Below are 20608 nucleotides of genomic sequence, written 5' to 3'. Positions count from 1 at the left end.
CCTCCCATGGCCATCACGGGATCTGACCGGTTTGACACAGTGATCGTCGGCGGCGGGCACAATGCCCTGACCGCCGCCGCGTATCTGGCACGCGCGGGCAAGCGGGTGCTGCTCCTAGAGCGGCTCGATATGCTGGGCGGTGCCGCGATCTCGGCACCGGCATTCGACGGCGTTGACGCCCGATTGTCGCGGTACTCATATCTGGTGAGCCTGCTCCCGCGCCAGATCATCGGCGACCTGGGCCTATCGGTGCAGCTGGCGCGACGTAAGTACGCGTCGTACACACCGGACCCATCAACCGGTGGCCGGAGCGGATTTCTCGCCCGTCCAGACGATTTCGCCGAGTTCGGAGCCCTGTGCGCCTCGGTGACAGAGCCCGTGTGGGATTCGATGCTCGGACCGCTGCCCACTCGTCATCAATTGCGCACCGGCGCCTGGTCCGAGCTGATCGAGACGCCCATCGGCGAAGTGATCCGCGCGGCCACACCCGATGACCTACAACGCGGGGTCCTCCTGACGGATGCGCTCATCGGAACATTCGCCGGTGCCGATGACCCATCGCTGCAGCAGAACATCTGCTTTCTCTATCACCAGATGAATCCCTGGGATGTCCCCATCGGCGGCATGGGCGCCGTGACTGGCTCGCTGGAATCCGCTGCACGCCGCCATGGTGCCGAATTACGCACCGGAGCAGAGGTTTTGGCCATCAATCCCGACGGTGAGGTGCACTACCGAATCGGCGAGGACGAGCACATCGCCATCGGTGAACATATTCTCAGCGGCGTCACACCCGCGGTATTGGCCCGTCTGCTCGGAGAAGATCCACCGGATGGTCAGCCGGGCGCACAGGTCAAGGTCAACCTTCTCCTGAGGCGTCTGCCGCGGCTGCGTGACGAGAAGGTCACGCCTGAGCAGGCTTTCGGCGGAACTTTCCACATCAACGAGACCTACACGCAGCTGGACAATGCCTACCGGCAGGCGCTCGCCGGCCAGATCCCAGACCCGCTGCCGTGCGAGATCTACTGTCATTCGCTGGCCGATCCCAGCATTCTGTCTCCGGAACTACGCGCCTCCGGGGCGCAGACGCTGACGGTGTTCGGATTGCACACTCCGCATGGCCTGAAGGCAACCCGCGAAGAACTGCAGGCCGCCGTGCTCGCATCGCTGAACTCGGTACTGGCCGAGCCGATCACCGAGGTGTTGGCCAACGACTCGCAGGGAAACCCGTGTATCGAGACCAAGACCACCGAAGACTTGGAGCGCGCCCTCGGCATGACGGCAGGAAACATCTTCCACGGTGGTCTGCGGTGGCCATTCGCAGAGGATGACGAACCGCTGGATACACCCGCCCGCCGCTGGGGCGTGGCCACGGATCACGATCGGATTCTGCTCTGTGGCTCGGGTTCCCGCCGCGGGGGCGGGGTATCGGGGCTCGGCGGATACCATGCCGCGATGGCGGTGCTCGGCGCTAACTGAAGGACGCCGCCCTCTCCAGGATGGCCCGCAAGTTCTTCAGTTCGTCCTCACTCAACGCGGCCAGACCGGCCGGTGCGGGGTCATCCATCTCCGCAATGACCGCCATCAGCTGCTGACCTTCGTCGGTCAACGACACCCGCTTGCATCGGCGATTGTCGGGATCGATGCGACGCACCACCAACCCACGCTGCTCCAGATCGCTCACCGCCACCGTAGCCGCCGGAGCGTCCAGGGCGGTGGCCTCGGCTATTGCCTTCACCGTCATGGACTGTCGCGCAAGCCTTCGCAGGATGCGCACGCGGCTGAAGGGCAGTCCAGTCTTCTCGACGACCGTCCGTCGCCAGCTGTCACGGTTGTCCAGCACCAGGCTCGCCATGGCGCGCCACACGTCGTCCGCGAGGGACCTATCCGGCACGAGAAACCTCCCGTGCCGGGGTGCTCTGGATAAGCGGCGCGAGTCGCTGCGCCGAGCGCAGCGCGAACGGAGAGGTAGACACGATACCGAGCGTAGCGATGGCCAGACCAAGGCCCGCGCACATGAACCACAGCGCAGGAGCGCCGATCGAACCGCACAGTGCCACACCGATACTCACGCCCACCTGGCGACTGGTGGAGGTGACCGCTGAGGCCGCGCCGGCCCGATCCAGTGGCATACCGCTGACCGCGGCATTGGTGATCGGTGCGTTCACCATGGAGAAACCCGCGCCGAAGATGGCGAAAACCACCAGGAGCTCCCAGATCGGTGTCACCGTCGATACCTGGGTAAGCAGCAGCGATGCCGTGAAGAACAGGGCACCCGCCGTCAGCAATGACGGCCGCGCGCCGAACCGGCCCACCATGCGGCCCGAGATCGGCGAGAACACCAGCGCCCCAATGGCAATTGGGAGATAGACCAGCCCGGTGTGCATCGCCGAGAAGTGGCGCTCCCCCTGCAGGTACAGCGACATCGTGAACAGGAACGCACTCCAGGCCACGCACGCACATATCGCGGTGAGGGTGGCGGACGCGAACGGGACGCTGCGGAAGAAGCGCAGATCGATGAAGGGGTGGCGGCGCCGGGACTCGTACCTGAGGAATACCGCGAACGCCACCAGCGCGGTGATGAGAACCGCGATGAGCTGTGGTGTGGCCCATCCCAGCGACGGACCTTCAATCAAGGTGAACACGATGCCGAACAGGAAGAGCACCGCGAGCACCTGCCCCACCGGGTCGATATCGCGCATGGTCGCAGACTTGCTCTCCGGCACAAAGATCGCCGTCAGCACGAATGCCAGCGCACACACGGGCAGGTTGATCCAGAAGACGGCTCGCCAGCCCACCCATTCGATCAGAAACCCGCCGACTATCGGGCCCAGCGCCATCGATATCCCCACCACCGCGCCCCAGAATCCCAGCGCCCTGGCGCGTTCCACGCGGCCGGTAAACACCTGCGAAATGATGGACAGCGCAACCGGGTTGAGCATCGAGCCACCCACCGCCTGCAGCAGACGCGCGGCGATCAGCAATCCGACGGTGGGTGCCACGCTACACAGCAGTGAGCCCACCGTGAAGATCGAAAGCCCGATGTGGAAGACCCTCCGGCGCCCCAGCCGGTCACCCGCGGCTCCGGAAAGCATGAGCAGCGAGGCCAGCCCCAGGGTGTAGATGTCGATGACCCATTGCAGCTGTGACGTGCTGGCACCGAAATCAGCCCGGATGGTCGGCAGCGCGACGTTCACGATGGTGGAGTCCATCGACACGATGAGCAGACTCAGGCAGCAAGATCCGAGGATCACGATCTTGCGGCGCTCGCTCAATGCCTCGACGGTTGGTTCCACATGACTATTGTGAAACTACAACTGTTAGCGATGCAAACAGATTTGTGTGAGCTTTGTCATCTCACGAGCGAACGCTACGGGTACTGACGCTCTCCGTAGCCGGTGTAGATCTGGCGCGGACGGCCGATCTTGCCCGGCTCCGAATGGAGCTCGCGCCAGTGCGCGATCCAGCCCGGGAGTCGCCCGAGGGCGAACAGCACCGTGAACATCCGGGTCGGGAAGCCGATGGCCCGGTAGATCAGACCGGTGTAGAAGTCGACATTCGGGTACAGCTTGCGCTCGATGAAGTAGTCGTCGGTGAGCGCGGCTTCCTCAAGGGCCTTGGCGATCTCGAGCAGCTGGTCGTCGCCGCCGAGCTTGCCGAGGATCTTGTCGGCCTGCTCCTTGCAGATGCGTGCACGCGGGTCATAGTTCTTGTAGACGCGGTGCCCAAAGCCCATGAGCTTGACGCCGTCTTCGCGGTTCTTGACCCGGCGGACGAAGTCGTGGGTATCGCCGCCCTCGGCGCGGATGCGCTCCAACATCTCCAACACCGCCTGGTTCGCGCCGCCGTGCAGCGGCCCCCAGAGCGCGTTGATGCCACCGGATACGGAGGTGAACAGGTTGGCGTCCGAGGAGCCGACCAAGCGCACCGTCGAGGTCGAGCAGTTCTGTTCGTGATCGGCGTGCAGGATCAGGAGCATGTCGAGGGCCCGCACGATCTCCGGGTCCACCTCATAGGGCTCCGCGGGGAAGCCGAAGGTCATCCGCAGGAAATTCTCGACGAGGGTCAGCGAGTTGTCCGGGTACAGGAACGGCTGTCCCGCCGACTTCTTGTACGCGTAGGCGGCGATGGTCGGCAGCTTCGCCAGCAAGCGAATCGTCGACAGCTCGACCTGTGCGTCATCATGCGGATCCAGCGAGTCCTGGTAGTAAGCACTGAGCGCGTTCACGGCGCTCGACAGCACCGGCATCGGGTGCGCGTTGCGCGGGAAGCCGTCGAAGAACCGCTTGAGATCCTCGTGCAGCAGCGTGTGGCGCTGGATCTTGGTGGTGAAGTCCTCCAGCTGCTGCGGGGTGGGCAGCTCGCCGTAGATGAGCAGGTAGCTCACCTCGATGAAGGTGGACTTTTCGGCCAGCTGCTCAATCGGGTAACCGCGGTAGCGCAGGATGCCCACGTCGCCGTCGATGTACGTGATGGCGCTCTTCGTCGATGCGGTGTTGACGAAGCCCGCATCGAAGGTGGTGTAGCCGGTATCAGCCAGCAATTTGCCCAGCGCGAAGCCATCAGAGCCTTCGGTCGCGCGGACGATATCCAGCTTGGTTTCGCCTCCGGGGTACTGGAGAGTAGCGAAATCATTGTTGTCGGCCACAGGCATCCCTTCTGAGGTTGAGCGGCTCCGTGAGAACGTTCATAGAGAAGGTAGTCGCTCCGCCTTCAGGGCGCCTGGTCAGGGTCGAGGTCGGGGGTCGACGCGGCCGCGGAGCGACCCGCGTCGGTCCCCTCTCCTGCGCACCGTCGCGAGTGCGCCATCCCACAACAACATCGCGCCCGCGGCGATGATCGTCGGCCGGAACGTGTCCTTGGCCAACCCTGCGGTCGCGGTGGCCTTGGTGGCGGCGCTGGCCTTGGACATATGCCCGGAGTCAAAGGGCGGCTGCGGGTCGTACTCGATGCTCAGCTGGATCGCCTTGGCCCGTTCCTCCCCCGCGATCTGGCCCGCGAGCCACAGCCCCAGATCGATACCCGCCGATACCCCCGCCGCGGTCACCACACCCTCGTGACCGGTCCGCACGATGCGCTCGTCGCCGACCGGAGTCACCCCGAACGGTTTCAGCAGCGGCAGGGTCGACCAATGCGAGGTGGCCCGGTGGCCCTCGAGCAGACCAGCCGCCGCCAGCACCACCGAACCACTGCATACCGACGTGGTCCAGGTGGCCGTCGGGTGCACCCGGCGCAACCATTCCAGGAGCTGTTCGTCGCGCGCGGCTATCGTCGTTCCCGGCCCTCCGGGCACCAGCACGACATCCGGTGCGGGGGTCTCGTCGAACGAGTGCGTGGCACCGATGACCAGCACGCCGGAATCAGCGGTGACGGGCCCGGGCTGATGCCACACAAACCGGACCTCGGTGTCGGGCATGAAGCGCAGGACCTCATACGGGCCAATGAAATCCAGTGCCGTGAAATCCGGGTACAGCACGATCGCGATCTGCGTCGTACGGGAAGTCATAGGGAAATCCTTTCTGTGCGGTGGAAGGTCTTGCGGTACTGATCGGGCGATACACCCATGCGGCGAACGAAGTTGCGGCGCAAGGATTCCGCGGATCCAAACCCGCAGCGGTTCGCGATCACCACCATGGTGTCGTCGGTCTCTTCGAGCTGGCGGCGAGCGGCCTCGGAGCGGATGCGCTCCACATAGGCCGACGGTGCCTCACCAACCTCCGCGGTGAACACACGCGTGAAATGCCGCGGGCTCATCGCCGCCAGGCGGGCCAGCTCGGGCACCCGGTGCGATCCTCCGGGCTGCGCCTCGATGGCCTCCTGCACGTCCCGGATCGGCATTCGCTTGGCCCGCGGCATCCAGACCGGAGCCGCGAATTGAGACTGCCCGCCCGGGCGGCGCAGGTAGAGAACAAGCCAGCGCGCGACGGTCTGCGCCACCTCTGCGCCGTGATCGTCCTCAACGAGGGCCAGCGCCAGATCTATACCCGCGGTCACGCCGGCAGCCGTCCACGTCTTGTCCGAACTGCGTATGAAAATCGGGTCGGGATCCACTGTGATGCTCGGGAATTCAGCCGCAAGCTTTTCGGCAATCGCCCAGTGCGTGGTGGCACGGCAGCCGTCGAGCAAGCCGGCCGAGGCGGCCAGAAACGCACCGTTGCAAACACTCACCACTCGTCGGGCAGAGCGTGCTGAGGTACGTATCCATTCCATGAGGGCGGCATCCCCCTGGACCGCGGGCACACCGATGCCGCCGGGCAGGAGCAACGTGTCACATCCTTCGTCGGGATTTGGCAGCTGATGGGTAACCAGCTCCATCCCCGACCCCGTGGACACCGGGACACCATCGCTCGATACCAGCGACACGTCGTAGCCGGGTGTGCCGGTCAAGTACTGCGACGCGGTCGCGAACACCTCGTATGGCCCCACCAGGTCGAGGGCCTGCACCCCCGGGAATCCCAGGATCACGACCGAACGCGTCACGTTTCTCAGTGTTCGCCACCTGGGTAATGGCGTCCAGGTCGGGTATCCCACAAATTAGGACATCAGGAGTTCGGCAGCCACTGCTCCGCCGAGGCCGCGAGCAGCCGCTGGTGGTCCGCACGGTTGAGCTGCGTGTAGGCCTCGGCGAAATCCGCGAACGCGGAGTCCGCGGCGTTGGGATCACTTCCCGTACCGAGGTAGCCCGCGATCACTCCCGGCACACCCGATTGAGCGTGGGAACGCGCGAGCGTCATCGCGCACAGCGAGCCGTACAGCGCCAGATCATCGGGATCGGTGAGGCTCGTGATCTCCACGGAACCTTTCATGTCGCGGAACTGCCGGACGTAGAAGCTGCCACGCCGCGCCGAGGACACATACCCGAGAAAGGGATCGCCGCTGGCCTGCATGATGCGCTGCCCGGCCACCACCCGGCGCCCGTGATCCAGCCGCAGCTCCTGCGGGAAGTACGCCTCGATCACCGAGGCCGAGGCCTCCTTCATCTGCAGGAACAACGGCGACCCATCCGCATCGGTGAGCAGCGCGAGATAACAGCGGGTGCCCACGCTGCCCACACCGACCACCCGCACCACGGCATCCTCGAACTGATGACACGCCAACAGCGCCACGACGTCCTCGGGCACCGAACCGAAGTACTCGTCGACCATGGCCGCCGCCTCGGATAAGCCCACCTCCGGCACACGGACCGCGATGTCCTGTTGCTCGACGATCCGGTAGCGACCATCGACAGTGGTCGCGGTCAGCTTCCTGAGTGCACGGTGCGACGTGTTGCGGGACGCCTTGGCGACCGTGTCGGTCGCCAACTTGGACGCGCTCTTGGAGAGCCGGGAGACCAAGTCCAGCACCTCCAGCGCGGTCGTCTTGAGATAGAACCGCTCCAGGGCGGACATCTGCGCCAATTCGTTCATCCGGGTGCGGTACGCGGCGACGGTCTTGATAACCGTCTGGCGCACGGCATCGTCCGGCATCCCGAATTCGTCACCGAGGATCGCCACGCTCGTGACCAGGCGCTTGACATCCCACTCCCAGGGACCGACCGCGGTTTCGTCGAAGTCGTTGACGTCGAACAACAGTGCCCGGTCGCGCGAGGCGAACAGCCCGAAATTGGAGAGGTGCGCATCACCGCAGGTCTGAATCAGTACCCCGGTTGACGCCGTGGGTGCAAGATCAGAGGCCATCACCGCAGCCGCACCCCGGTAGAACGCGAACGGCGACTCCGACATTCGCTCTCTGCGCACCGGAACCAAGGACGGAATCCTGGCCTTGTTCTGTGCGGCGAGTACCGCTATCGGATCTCGTCCCGGCTCGGCGGAGAGTTCCCCGAGCCGTCGCCGTGGCATCCCATCACGCAGCCCGCGACCGAGAGCAAGCTGCTTATCCCGCGGAAGCCGCCGAAGAGCCTCGGCCGTCAGAGCATCCATAGGGTGAAACCTACTGGGGCTGTACCTGGTCCGGGTTGGCCTGGCTCGTATCGTCCTCGGTGATCTCATCCGATGTCCGGAACCGAACGAACATCGGAACCAGTAGCGCAGCGATGATCACCCCGACCACCACGAGGGCACCCCCACCGGTAGCTGCTGCCGTCGTACCCACCACGGCAGCGGCGGCGCCGTGCGTAACGTCGGCGACCCGTGGTCCCCCGGCGACCACCACCGTGAACACACCTTGCAGCCGGCCCCGTACATCGTCGGTCGCCACCGATTGCAGAATCGTCGACCGGAAGGCCGCCGACACCATGTCCGCGATGCCGCCGATCACCAGGAACAGCAGGGCCAACCAGAGCAGCGGAGCATGCGCGGTGAGCCCAAAACCCACCATCGCCAAGCCCCACACCACGATGCTGACCACCACCGCGAAACCCTGACGATCGATCCGCTGGAACCAGCCGGAGAACACCCCGCCGATCACCGCACCCACCGATATCGCCGCCGACAGCAACGCGATCACGGTGCCGCCGTCGGCGGGATCACCGAATCCCTCGTGGGCAATCTGCGGGAACAGGATCCGCGGCATCCCGAAGATCATGGCGATGAGGTCCACCACGAAAGACATCAGCACGATCTTGTGTCCCGCCAGATAGCGGAAACCCTCGAGTACGTCACGAAGCCCGGAGGTATTGGCTCGCAGGTCCTTTGACACGCCACTCGGCGGCATCTTGTGCAACCGAATCGTCGCCCAGATGGGCGCCACGCACGCGATCGCATCAATCAGATACAAGGTGGATAGATCCACCCACTTCAGCAGCACCCCGGCCAGCAGCGGTCCGGCGATAAACCCGAACTGTTGGACGGTCATGTTCAGCGCGTTGGCGGCGGGCAACTGATCCAGCGGAAGCATCCGGGGAATCGCCGCGGCGCGCGTCGGTGAATTCACCGCGAAGAAGGCCTGCTGCACCGAGAGCAGGCACAGCACCACCCACACGTTGTTGACCGATAGTGCGGCCTGCAGCCACAGCAGTACCGAGGAGACGCCCAACCCGGTCGCGGTGATGATCAGCAGGGTCCGTCGGTCCATCCGGTCGGCCAGCGCACCGCCCCACAGACCGAACACCACCAACGGCACCAGACCGAAAACGCCCGTCAGCCCGACGTACGCCGAGCTGTGGGTAAGCGCATAGATCTGCACCGGGACCGCGAACAGCGTCAGTCCGGCACCGATGACGGTGACAACACCGGCCAGCCACAGACGCCGGAAGTCAGCGTTCCGAAGAGGGGTGATGTCCGCAAACAATCGTCTCAGACCGCACCCGCTCCCCTCGTTATCGGCTAACTGACACCGCGGTGTCCAGGCTAGCTAACGTACCCGGGAGGCCGCCGGATCACTCCTTCGGCTCGGATACTGCGTCAGGTGGCGTAGGTGTCGCCGCTTCGGAGTCGGCCTCCGCCGACTCGGCAGCAGGTTGCGCCTCCGCCGACTCGGATTCCGCGTCCGGCAGCTGGGCCACGAGATACTCGGCGAGACCACCGATGGTCGGGTAGTCGAACACCGCGGTCGCGTTGATGGTGAACTTGCCGCCGAACTGGCTATGCAGCCGGTTGCGAAGCTCGATCGCCATCAGTGAATCCGTGCCGAGGTCAAGAAACCGACTCGTCGCGGCCGGCGGTTGGGCCAGTCGCAGGAAGTTCTGTACCTCGCGCTGCAGGAATTCGGTCACGAATCCGGCCCGTTGCGGCACCGGGATCTCCATCAGCTGCTTGAGCAACTCGCTGTCGCCTGTCACCTCTCCGATGGCACTCGGCAAGACGAGGTCCAGGATCGGCGGACGCGAACTGCCCAGTACCTTGGCGGCTCGCTGCCAGTTGGCCTTGATGACGGTGGCTTGTCCGGTGCCGTTGGCGATGACCTCCGCGAGTGCCGCGAGCGCCGCCGACGGATCCAGCGGAATCAGTCCCTGCGCACTGATGTTCGCGGTCGCCGCCTCCGAGGAGGCCATACCACCCTGCCCCCAGGGCCCGAAGTTGACACCGGTGGCCGGCAGACCCTGTGCCCTGCGCTGCGCGATCAGGCCGTCAAGCAATGCGTTGGCCGTTGCGTAGTTGGACTGACCGGGTGAACCGAACAGGCTGGACACCGAGGAGGACACGATGAAGAAGTCCAGCTCGTCGTCCTGCGTCAACTTATCCAGATACCCCGCACCGAAGGCCTTGGGCGCCAAGGTCGTCCGGAACCGATCCACGCTCTGCTGACCGAGCAGCGCATCATCGAGCACGCCCGCCAGATGCGCGATGCCCGCCAGTGGCGGCAGCTCCGCACGGATCCGCTCCAGGAGCTTGGCAACCTCGGACTCCTCACCGACGTCAGCGGTGAAGACGTGGATGCGGGTCTTGGAACGCTCCGTAATCTCCTCGATCAACCGCTGCGCGTCGGTATCGGGCGTGCGGCGGCTGGTCAACACGATGTCACCGGCACCAAGCTGAGCCAGATAGCCCGCGGTGTGCAGACCGATCGCACCGAGACCACCGGTGATCAGGTAGGTCCGATCCGGCCGCGGTGCCAGCGGATTCGGCATCTGGCACACGATCTTGCCGATATGCCGGGCCTGCTGCATGCGCCGGAACGCCGTCCTGGCCTCCGTCAACGGGTAGATCTCGGCAGGCAGTGGCGTCCACTCCCCCTTGGCCAGCCCATCGGACACCTCGGTCAGCAAGGCGCGAATGCGCTCGGGCTCTTGGAACATCACCGTGTCCAACGCGACGATCTCGTAGGCGATATCGGGTCGGACCTCGGCCATCTGCTCCGTAGTCCAGATATCGCGCTTGGCAATCTCGGCGAAACGGCCGTTCTTGGCGGTGGCCCGCACGGTCGCCTCGACGAAACCTTCACTGGTCAGGCTGTTGAGCACCACATCGACGCCGGCGCCGTTGGTATCCGCCAGAATCTGATCAGCGAAATCCGTTGTACGCGAGTCGTAGACATGCTTGACACCGAGCTTGCGCACCGTTGCCCGCTTGAAGGTGCTCGCCGTCGCATAGACCTCAGCACCCTGCTGTTGCGCCATCTGGATGGCGGCCAATCCGACGCCGCCACTGGCCGCGTGGATGAGCACCCGATCGCCGGGCTTGAGCTGCGCCCAATCGAATGCCAGCCGGACAGTGAGCGCCGCGGCGGGGATCGTGGCGGCCTCAACCGCGCTGACCCCGTCGGGAATCGGTGCCAGGAACTGGGCCGGAGCATTGAACCGGCTGGCGAAGGCACCCTGCATGGAGCCGTACACCCGCTGGCCCACCTCGACTTCGGTGACACCCTCACCCAATTGTGTAACAACACCGGCGAAGTCACCGCCGATCGGGCCGGGATCACCCGGGTACAGACCCAGCACGTTGAGCACGTCACGGAAGTTAAGACCTGCGGCCTCCACCCGCACCTGCACGTAGCCCTCGTCCGGCGCCGGCACGTCCTTTTCGATGATCCTCAGGTTGTCGATGGCCCCACGTTCGGTGGGCAACAGAGCGTAGTCACTCCCGCGCGGCACCGTGAGATTCCCACTGCGTGACCACGGCAGTAACCGGGATGCCAGCAGCTTGCCCTGCCGCACAGCGATTTCCGGCTCCTCAACCGGCGTGGTCAACAGATTCGCCAGCGCCTGCACGGCCTCGGGCGACCCGTCGCAATCGACGAGCTTGGCACGTAGCGCCGGTTCCTCGTTGATAGTGGTGCGCCCGAATCCCCACAGCGAGGCCTGCACCGGATCGACCGGCTCGCCGGACTCGGTGGCCACGGCCCGCTCGGTGACGATCCACAGACCATGCGGAAGCTTCACACCGTTTTGGGAACCGTTCTGCACTGTGTGCACGGCACTGAGCAGGTTGGCGATTTCCGTTTCGAGACGCGCGACCTCAGCGTCCGAGAAACCGGCGCCTTCCTCCGCGCTCGGCCCTGCCGCACGCCAGACGACACCGGAGAACGGCACACCGCGCTCCTTGGCCTGTTCCAGCACCTGCCCGAGCAACTCCGGATCCGTCGTGCGGTCACACGGGATGCAGCCCGGCACCTTGGCGGCAAGCTCGTCGAATCCGGCGATCAGCCACGTGCCGCTGGTCTCGCCCGCCGCGTCCTCCACGGGCGGAACCGGAACCTCGTGCCAGCCAAGGGTGTACAGCAAGCGGGTGGCATCGCCACCGAGCCCGCGCAGCAGCGCCTCGCGCGGTGCGCGCTTGACGGTGAACTCGCGAATCCCACCCAGGTGACGGCCATCGCGATCCAGGTAATCCAGATCGAAGACCTGCGTCTCGCTGTCCAATGGGCTCTGGTGCCAGCGCGCGCGGCAGTAGAAACGCCGAGGCATCTTCTCCTTCAACGTCACCTGTCCGTACCGCAAGGGCAGGAACAGGTCGTTGATACCCTGCTCCGCGGCAAGCAGCGCAGGGAACGCCGGGAAGGCAACACCGGTGCACAGGTCCATCAAGACCGGATGCATCGGCTCGGTGCCCAGTTGCTCGGCGAGTTCCTCGCCGACAAGGACATCGCCGATCGCCTCGCCCTCACCGAGCCAGAGCGACTTCAGAGAACCGGACCAGGTTGGGCCCCAGGCCAGTTCCAGGTCGGCAAAAATCTCGAAGAGCTCCATCGGACGCATGCGTTCCATCCGCTCGATGGCCGCATCAATGGGCTCCGCCGGCTCAGACGCCGGCACGTCAGCGTCGTCGCCGACACCGGTGACGACGGTGCCCTCGGCGTTCAACGACCAGTCAACGTCGCGTTCACCGTAGGGACGGCTGTGCACCTGGAATTTCGACCCGCTGCCATCCTCCAGCGGATGCAGAGTCAGCTGCACCTCACGGGAGCTCTTCTCCGGCAGGATGATCGGCTCGTAGAAGAACACATCCTTAGCCCGTGCCGGAGTGCCAACGGCGGCCAGCGCCATCGCGGCGTACGTCGCGCCGGGGACAACGACGGTGCCGTAGATGACATGGTCGGACAGCCACGGCTGCGACCTGACCGACAACCGGCTGATGTACACCGAATCGCCGGAGGCGAGATCTTCGCCCCTGCCCAGGATGCCCGCGGTCAGGCCGCCCCCGCCTTCGATGGCGGCACCGGACGACTTCGGCCAGAAGCGGCGACGCTGGAAGGGGTAGGTCGGCAACTCGAGAGTGTTCCGGGGGTGACGTTGCAGCGCGGCGAAATTGGGACGATGTCCGCCCACGTACGCCGCGGCAAGTGCCTCGGCGATCTGGCGCCGGTCACCAACCCCCTTGCGTAGCGAGACGATTGCCCGGGGCGCGGACAAATGCTCCGGCCAGACCTGCACCGCGGCACCGGTCAGCACGGGCTGCGGGCCGATCTCCATCAGCACCGAGCACCCCAGTGCGGCGACGGTGCGAACGCTTTCGGCGAACTGCACCGGCTGGCGCGAATGTCGACGCCAGTACTGGGCGTCGATGGGGGTCTGCGCCGTCAGTACGGCACCCGTGCGGTTGCACACCAAGGGCAACGTCGGGGTGGCGAACTGCACTTGCGCTGCGTACGACTCGAATTCGTCGAGGACAGGGTCCAACAACTCCGAATGGAAGGCGTGGCTGGTCTCCAGCCAGGTGCAGCGGATGCCCTCTCCCTCGAAGCGCGCGACCGCCTGTTCCACATCCTCGCCCGGACCCGAGAGCACGGTGTTCGGTCCGTTGTAGGCACCGATCGATACCCGCGGGAACTCACCCGCGATCTGCTCGACATGCTTGGCGTCGCTGAACACCGCCACCATGCGCCCGCCCGCGGGCAGACTGCCGAACAACCGGCCGCGCTCGGCGATCAGCCGCGCACCGTCCTCGAGGCTGAACACTCCGGCCACGCATGCGGCAGCGTACTGGCCGACACTGTGCCCCAGCACCACATCGGGCTCAATACCCCATGACTGCCAGAGACGCGCCAGCCCCATCTCGATGGCGAAGATCGCCGGCTGCGCAAAGGACGTGTGCCGCAGAACTTTCCCGGCTTCCCCACCAGTTTCGCGATCGGTGGCGAACATCACCTCGAGCAACGGACTCGTCACGATGTCCTTAACCGCTTCCGCGCAACGCGTCACGGTTTCAGCGAAAACCGGCTCGGCATCAAACAACTCACGCGCCATACCGGGATACTGGCTCCCCTGCCCGGTGAACAGCCATGCCGTCGTCGGATGATTCGTGTGCTCGCCACGGACCACACCGGGGCGCAGGCGATTCTGAACCAGCTCGGCCAGCCCCTCGCGCGCGGCCGAGACCGAATCCACGACCAGCGCGGCGCGATGCTCGAAGTGCGACCGGCCTCTGCCGGCCGTCAGGCACACATCCTCGATGTCGACATCCGGATGAGCGGCCAGCCATGTCTCGTAACGCTGCGCCACCGCGACCAGCGCCTCCGGCGACCTCGCCGACAGCGCGAGTACGCTCACCTGGTCACCCTGCGGTTCCGGCGCGGCTTCTGGGGTGTCGGTAGCGCCCTCCTCCCCGTCCGCCGGCCGTTGCGGGGCCTCCTCGATGAGCACGTGCGCGTTGGTTCCGGTGAATCCGAACGAACTCACACCGGCACGCCGAGGCCTGCCGTTGGCCTCCCACGGAATGGCCTTGTCCACCACCCGTACCGCCAACGAGTCCCACGGAATATGCGGGGAGGGCTTGTCGAAGTGCAGGCTCTGTGGCAGCACCCCGTTTTGAAGTGACAGCACCACCTTGATGAGACCCGCTGCGCCGGATGCCGATTCGGTGTGACCAATGTTGGATTTCACCGATCCCATCAGCAACGGGCGGTCCGCGTCACGTGAGCCGCCGTACGCGGCCGCTGCGGCCTGCACCTCGATCGGATCACCCAGCGGAGTGCCCGTACCGTGCGCCTCGAGGTAGTCGACGTCCCCGCCTGCCAGACCCGCCCGGTCCAGCACAGCACCGATAAGCCGTTGCTGCGCACCGCCATTGGGCACAGTCAGACCACTGGATGCGCCATCCTGGTTAACCGCGCTGCCGGGAATGACGGCGAGAATCCGATCCTCGTCGCGCTGGGCGTCGCTGAGCCTCTTGAGTACGAGGATTCCGCAGCCTTCGCTGCGCACGTAGCCATCGGCAGATGCGTCGAACGTCTTGCATCGGCCAACTGGTGACAGCATCCTGGCGCGTGAGGCGGCGATCACCGTCACCGGGCTCAGTAGAACGTTCACACCACCGGCCACTGCCAAGTCACAGTCACCGGAGTGCAAGGCCTGGACCGCCTGATGAACGGCCACCAGAGCCGAGCTGCATGCGGTATCGACAGCCACCGCAGGTCCTTCAAATCCCAGCGCGAAGGCAACCCGCCCGGAGATGGCGTTGAGCGCATTGCCGGTGATGAAGTAGGGCTCGATCTTGTCGAGCGACTCCGACGACAGCAGGTGCGCATACTCGTTGGCGCCCACTCCCGCGAAGATGCCGGTTCGGCTGCCGCGCAACGCGGCCGGCGAATATCCGGCCCGCTCCAGGCCCTCCCACACCGTTTCGAGCATCAGCCGCTGCTGCGGCTCGATCCAGACCGCCTCGCGCGGCGAGATGCCGAAGAACTCGGGATCGAACCCATCGATTCCGTCGAGGAATCCGCCGAAGCGGGTGTAGGTCTTGCCCGCGACCTCCGGATCCGGGTCATAGAACTCGTCGATGTCGTAACGGTCCTCCGGGACCTCCCGGATCGCATCGACACCGCCGGACAGCAAGTCCCAGAAGGCCTCCGGATCGGGCGCGCCGGGGAATCGGCACGACACCGCGACGATCGCAATCGGTTCGTCGGTACGTGTCGTCGCCGCCTGCCGAGGCGCGGACTTAACCTGCTCGTTGAGCCCGAGTACCTCGCCGAGCAGGTAGTCGGCCACATCGGAAATACGGGGATGATCCATCACCAGGGTGACGGGTATCTCCTTGCCGACTCCCTGTTCCATGCGACGCCGCAGTTCGACGGCCATCAACGAATCCATGCCCAGGTCAAAGAACCCGGCATCCTCGCGGATCTCGGATACGTCCACACGCGTGACCTCTGCCACCGCGTCGCGCAGGTAGTCGGTCAACAGCTTCTTGCGCTGCTGGATGGGGGCGCTCGCGAGCCGTTCGACCAACTGCGTCTTGCCCGACGGTGTGACCGCCGGCGATGCGGCAAGGTGCGCGGGCACCTCGCTCTCCAGCTCCGCCAGGAATGCCCGCCTGCCCGCCTGCTGGTAGAGCGGCAGGAAACGGGCCCAGTCGATGCGGGCGATAACGCCCTGCGGCGAGGACGCCGCCACGATATCGGCCAGGCCGGCCAGTGCATCGGCCGGTGACAACGTCTTGATCCCTCGTTGCTCCAGTCGTGCACGGGATTCCGCGTCCGCCATGCCCGCCGTCCACGGGCCGAAGTTGACGCTGGTTCCGGCAATGCCTTGCTCACGCAGACGCCAGGCCAGCCCGTCCAGGAAGGCATTGGCCGCGCTGTACGCGGTCTGGCCGAAGCCACCCCAGATCGAGGCGATGGAGGAGGTACTGATGAAGAAGTCGAGCTTCAGGTCGGCCGCGGCTTCGCTCAGATGCCAAGCACCCCAGACCTTTCCAGCAAATACGCGATCCACTTCGGCATCGTCGAGACCGCTGAGCGGGGTGGTACCGATCTCCCCCGCAGCGTGGACGATGCCCGCCAACGGCGGCAACTCGGCCCGCACACCCGCTAGCAGGCGCGCAACGTCGTGCGCGTCCGCGACATCGGCGGTGACAACCCGGACTCCGCAGCCGTGTTCGGCACCCAATGCGTCGATGCGCTGCTGCGCGGACTCGCTGGGCTCGCGCCGACTGGTCAGCACCAGATTCTTGGCACCGCGCGCGGCCAAGTATCCGGCGATCTCGAGTCCGATCGAACCAAGTCCACCGGTTACCAAATACGTTGCGTTGTCCCGCACTTCCAGTGGTGTGCCGCTGGGCAGTCCCTCGCGCCGAACCAGCCGGGGAACGTAGACGGCGTGACCGCGCAGCGCGATCTGATCTTCCCGGACGGCCGCGTCGGTAGATGCGGAGGCCCGGGCGATGAACTGTGACCATTCGTCGGCACTGGCATCAGCCAGATCGGCAAGTCCGCCCCACACCTGCGGAAGCTCCAGCGCGGCCGCGCGCCCGAATCCCCACAGCGCGCCTTGCTCCGGCGCCACGGTGTCGGTGTCGGTGATTCGCTGTGCACCTCGGGTGAGTAACCAGAGGGGCGCCCGCAATTCAGCAGCGACCGCGGCGCGGAAGAGTCGGCGCGTTCCGGCCAGCACCTGGTGCTGCATCCGCAGCAGCGACCGCGCCGAAGGTGAACCCGCGTCGAGCGCCGCGACGTGCACGATGCGTAACGCCTGTTCCTGCGACGAGGCGTCAGCTGCCGCAGCGCGCAATGCATCTGCGAGCTGTTGCTCGTCGGCGTCGGACGCAGGCAACCCGAGGATTCGATGCTGGTGCCCACGCGCGGTCAGCGCATCGACCAGCGGCGCGGCCGCGCCAGATACCTCGCCGACAAGAATCCAGGTGATACCCGCACCGGATTCCGCACCGGACAGTGGCGTGGGCGACTTCTCCCAGCGGAACTGGTAGCGATCGTCCGCGATGGTTTGGGTGGTGCGCTGCTGGTTGTGTTGTGCCGCAAGTTTTGTCAGCACAGCGAGGGTCTGTTGGTCGCCCCCGGCACCGCCAAGCAGATTCGCGAGTTCCTCGATCTTTCCGTCTTCGAGTAGCCGAACAGCCTCGGTGCGCGGGCCACCGGAACGCTGTTGCTGATTCGCGGCGTCTCGTCCAGCGGCGTCTCGCTTATCACTGAACCAGTACTGGCGATGTTCAAACGGATAGGTGGGTAGATCGAGCTTTCGCGCGTGCCCGTGCCGGAGCGCGCCGAAGTTGGGCACATGCCCTAGGACGTACGCGTCGGCGGCGGCTTCAGTGATCTGTCGGTGGTCTGCGGTGTTTCGGCGCAGCGACGCGATCGCCCGCGGTGCGGTGGCGGGGTCGGGCCACGCCCGCAAGGCCGCGGCGGTAAGCACTGGTTGGGGACCGATCTCGAACAACACCTTGCAGTTCAGGTCGGCGAGGGTGCGCACGCTCTTGGCGAACTCCACCGGTTGGCGCGCGTGACGACGCCAGTACGCGCCATCGAGTTTTGTACTCCTACCGAGCGCGGCCCCGGTCCTGTTGTCGATCAGAAGCCGTTGTGGGGTCTTGTAATTGAACTGGCCCGCATACGATTCGAATTCGTCGAGGATCGGGTCCAGCAAGGCCGAATGGAACGCGTGACTAGTCTCCAGGAAATCGCATCGCACTCCCTCGGCAACCAGACCCGCCACTGCCTTTTCCAGATCCTGTGCGGGACCTGACAATACGGTGTTAGCGCCGTTGTAGGCCGCAACCGACAGGCTCGGGAACTCGTCGGTCAGGCTCTCCACCCGCTCGGCAGCGGCGAACACCGCCGCCATCCGGCCACCCGCGGGCAGACTGCCGAACAGGCGTCCGCGCTCGGCCATCAGCCGCGCGCCGTCCTCAAGGCTGAACACACCGGCGACGCACGCCGCCGAGTACTGGCCAACACTGTGTCCCAGTACCACGTCCGGCTCGAAGCCCCACGACTGCCAGAGCCGGGCCAGGCCCATCTCCACCGCGAACAAGGCAGGCTGGGCATAAGAGGTCTGCCGCAGCGTCTCTCCGGCTTCCGGACCGTCCACGTCGAAAATGACATCTAGCAAAGGCTTTTCGAGAACATCGGCGACCACTGCCGCACAGCGCTTCACCGTCTCGGCGAACACCGGTTCGGTGTCGAACAACTCCCGGGCCATGCCCGGGTACTGGCTGCCCTGACCGGTAAAGAGCCATGCCGTCTTCGGCGCGTCATAGGACTCGCCGCGACCAAGACCCGGAGCCGGGCGATCGTCGGCGACAGCGCCGAGCAGCTCCACGGCACCTTCTCGCGAATTGACCACCAGTGCGGCCCGGTGCTCGAGGTGCGCTCGCCCCACTCCGGCGGTGAGGCACACATCGGCCAACGTGGCTTCCGGGTGTGCGTTCAGCCAGCTGCGGTATTGATCGGCGATCTGCACCAACGCGGCGGGTGTGCGTGCTGAGAGCGGCAGAATGCTGAACCGCGAACCCGCAGCGCCGTCGACGTTCGCCCCGGGCTCCTGGGCCGTGTCGATCTCGGCCTGCTCGGGTGCTTCTTCGAGAATGACGTGAGCATTGGTCCCGGCGAATCCGAACGAACTGACTCCCGCAAGGCGCGGCCGCTCGTTGCGCTCCCAGGCAGTGGGTTCCTTGACCACCTCCACCGGGAGCCGGTCCCAGGGAATGTGCGGCGACGGATTCTGAAAGTTGCGGTGCTGCGGCAACAACTCGTTCTCGAGCGAGAGGATGACCTTGATGACACCCGCGATACCCGCGGCTGCCTCCAGATGACCGATGTTGGTCTTCGCCGATCCGATCAACAACGGATCGTTGGCTTCACGGCCGATGCCATAGGCCGCTCCCGCGGCCTGCGCCTCGATCGGATCGCCCAGCGATGTTCCCGTGCCGTGCGCCTCCAGATACCCGACGTCACTCGGTGCGACACCCGCACGCTTGAGCGCATCGGCGATAACACGCTGCTGAGCAACGCCATTGGGTACCGTCAACCCGCCCGATGCGCCGTCTTGGTTAATCGCACTGCCCCGGATCACAGCCCGGATCCGATCACCGTCGCGGAGCGCGTCCTCAAGACGCTTGATGACGATGACACCCGATCCCTCACCACGCACGTAGCCGTCCGCGGCCGCGTCGAAGGTCTTGCACTTGCCGTCGGGCGCGAGCATATGCGCGTGCGAGAACGTGATCATTGTCGCGGGAGTCAGCAGGACATTCGCGCCGCCGGCCAGCGCGAGGTCGCACTCTCCGAGCTGAAGTGCTTGGCACGCTTGATGAATTGCTACCAATGACGAGCTGCACGCTGTGTCGACGGCAACCGAGGGGCCTTGCAGTCCCAGTCGGTAGCTGATACGGCCCGCTGCCGCGGCGTTCGAGGTACCGATGGCCATGTAGGCCTCGATCTCAGGGAAGGTCAGCTCATCGGATGCCATTCCCAGGTAGTCATGCGTGGCCAAACCGACGAACACGCCGGCATTGGTCTCGGCCAAATCCGTTGGGGCGATTCCGGAATGCTCCACTGCCCGCCACGCCATCTCCAGCAACAGTCGGTGCTGCGGGTCCATCAGCCTGACCTCGCGTGTCGACATACCGAAGAACGGTGCATCAAACCCCGTCACGTCATCGACGAAACCCGCACGGCGGGTGACGACCTTGCCGGGAGCTCCGGGCTCAGGGTCAAAGAATTCATCGGCATCCCACCGGTCAGCGGGCACCTCCGATATCGCGTCACGGCCCTCACGCAGCACGTCCCAGAACTCGTCCGCATTCGCGGCACCGGGAAAACGCGCTGCATATCCGATGATTGCAAAACGTGGGGCGGGCTTGATCGGATGGTCAGCGGATTCCATGCTTGGCCTCCTTGCGTCGGCGGGTGGGGAGAGTAGCCCTCGACGTCGTCGGGCGAGAATGTGACTCGGGACATCGGCGGGTGCGAACGCGACTCTAGCCGAACAAGTATCGTGCGCACTGTTGTTCCCAAACTTCACGGTAACTAGGACAAGGAGTTCTAGTTATTCCCGGTA

At 65.4% G+C, this 20608-nt stretch carries 9 protein-coding genes; 1 reads left to right on the top strand and 8 read right to left on the bottom strand.

What is annotated here, in order from left to right; translation table 11 throughout:
- Positions 1 to 6: 6 nt before the first annotated feature.
- Positions 7 to 1476, top strand: coding sequence for a phytoene desaturase family protein (locus tag B4400_RS21940; RefSeq protein WP_078312686.1), 1470 nt, complete (start codon positions 7 to 9; stop codon positions 1474 to 1476).
- Here the strand turns inward: B4400_RS21940 and B4400_RS21935 are convergent.
- The 8 genes from B4400_RS21935 to B4400_RS21900 all read right to left on the bottom strand — a co-directional run bounded on the left by B4400_RS21935 (position 1469) and on the right by B4400_RS21900 (position 20434).
- Entirely contained in the window at positions 1469 to 1852 is a 384-nt protein-coding gene (locus B4400_RS21935) for a MarR family winged helix-turn-helix transcriptional regulator (protein WP_078312685.1), read from the bottom strand. The genes B4400_RS21940 and B4400_RS21935 overlap by 8 nt on opposite strands.
- Positions 1853 to 1880: 28 nt before the next feature.
- On the bottom strand, positions 1881 to 3293 hold the full coding sequence (locus tag B4400_RS21930) for a DHA2 family efflux MFS transporter permease subunit (protein WP_078312684.1): 1413 nt from the start codon (positions 3291 to 3293) through the stop codon (positions 1881 to 1883).
- A gap of 74 nt (positions 3294 to 3367) precedes the next feature.
- Positions 3368 to 4645, bottom strand: a complete 1278-nt coding sequence (locus B4400_RS21925; RefSeq protein WP_078312710.1) for a citrate synthase — start codon at positions 4643 to 4645, stop codon at positions 3368 to 3370.
- Between the two features lie 78 nt (positions 4646 to 4723).
- Positions 4724 to 5503 carry a DJ-1/PfpI family protein gene (locus B4400_RS21920; protein ID WP_078312683.1) on the bottom strand — a complete coding sequence of 260 codons (780 nt, stop codon included), beginning with the start codon at positions 5501 to 5503 and terminating at the stop codon, positions 4724 to 4726.
- On the bottom strand, positions 5500 to 6477 hold the full coding sequence (locus tag B4400_RS21915; RefSeq protein WP_078312682.1) for a GlxA family transcriptional regulator: 978 nt from the start codon (positions 6475 to 6477) through the stop codon (positions 5500 to 5502). The genes B4400_RS21920 and B4400_RS21915 overlap by 4 nt, the downstream gene beginning before the upstream one ends.
- A gap of 62 nt (positions 6478 to 6539) precedes the next feature.
- Positions 6540 to 7916, bottom strand: a complete 1377-nt coding sequence (locus B4400_RS21910) for a DUF2252 domain-containing protein (protein WP_078312681.1) — start codon at positions 7914 to 7916, stop codon at positions 6540 to 6542.
- A 10-nt stretch (positions 7917 to 7926) separates the two neighbouring features.
- Entirely contained in the window at positions 7927 to 9213 is a 1287-nt protein-coding gene (locus B4400_RS21905; RefSeq protein WP_139359940.1) for an MFS transporter, read from the bottom strand.
- 100 nt (positions 9214 to 9313) lie between these two features.
- The gene (locus tag B4400_RS21900; protein ID WP_078312679.1) at positions 9314 to 20434 is read right to left on the bottom strand and encodes a type I polyketide synthase; all 11121 of its coding nucleotides are present in this window, start codon (positions 20432 to 20434) and stop codon (positions 9314 to 9316) included.
- Between the last annotated feature and the right edge of the window lie 174 nt (positions 20435 to 20608).

Source organism: Mycobacterium sp. D16Q13, from assembly GCF_002013375.1.
Taxonomy (GTDB): Bacteria; Actinomycetota; Actinomycetes; order Mycobacteriales; family Mycobacteriaceae; genus Mycobacterium.
The sequence above is the reverse complement of the archived record's forward strand: the minus strand, read 5'-3'. Positions and strand labels throughout refer to the sequence as shown.

Coding starts and splice junctions, on each gene's coding strand:
- B4400_RS21940 (WP_078312686.1), top strand. CDS start 7: ATGGCCATCACGGGATCTGACCGGTTTGACACAGTGATCGTCGGCGGC.
- B4400_RS21935 (WP_078312685.1), bottom strand. CDS start 1,852: ATGGCGAGCCTGGTGCTGGACAACCGTGACAGCTGGCGACGGACGGTC.
- B4400_RS21920 (WP_078312683.1), bottom strand. CDS start 5,503: ATGACTTCCCGTACGACGCAGATCGCGATCGTGCTGTACCCGGATTTC.
- B4400_RS21910 (WP_078312681.1), bottom strand. CDS start 7,916: ATGGATGCTCTGACGGCCGAGGCTCTTCGGCGGCTTCCGCGGGATAAG.
- B4400_RS21900 (WP_078312679.1), bottom strand. CDS start 20,434: ATGGAATCCGCTGACCATCCGATCAAGCCCGCCCCACGTTTTGCAATC.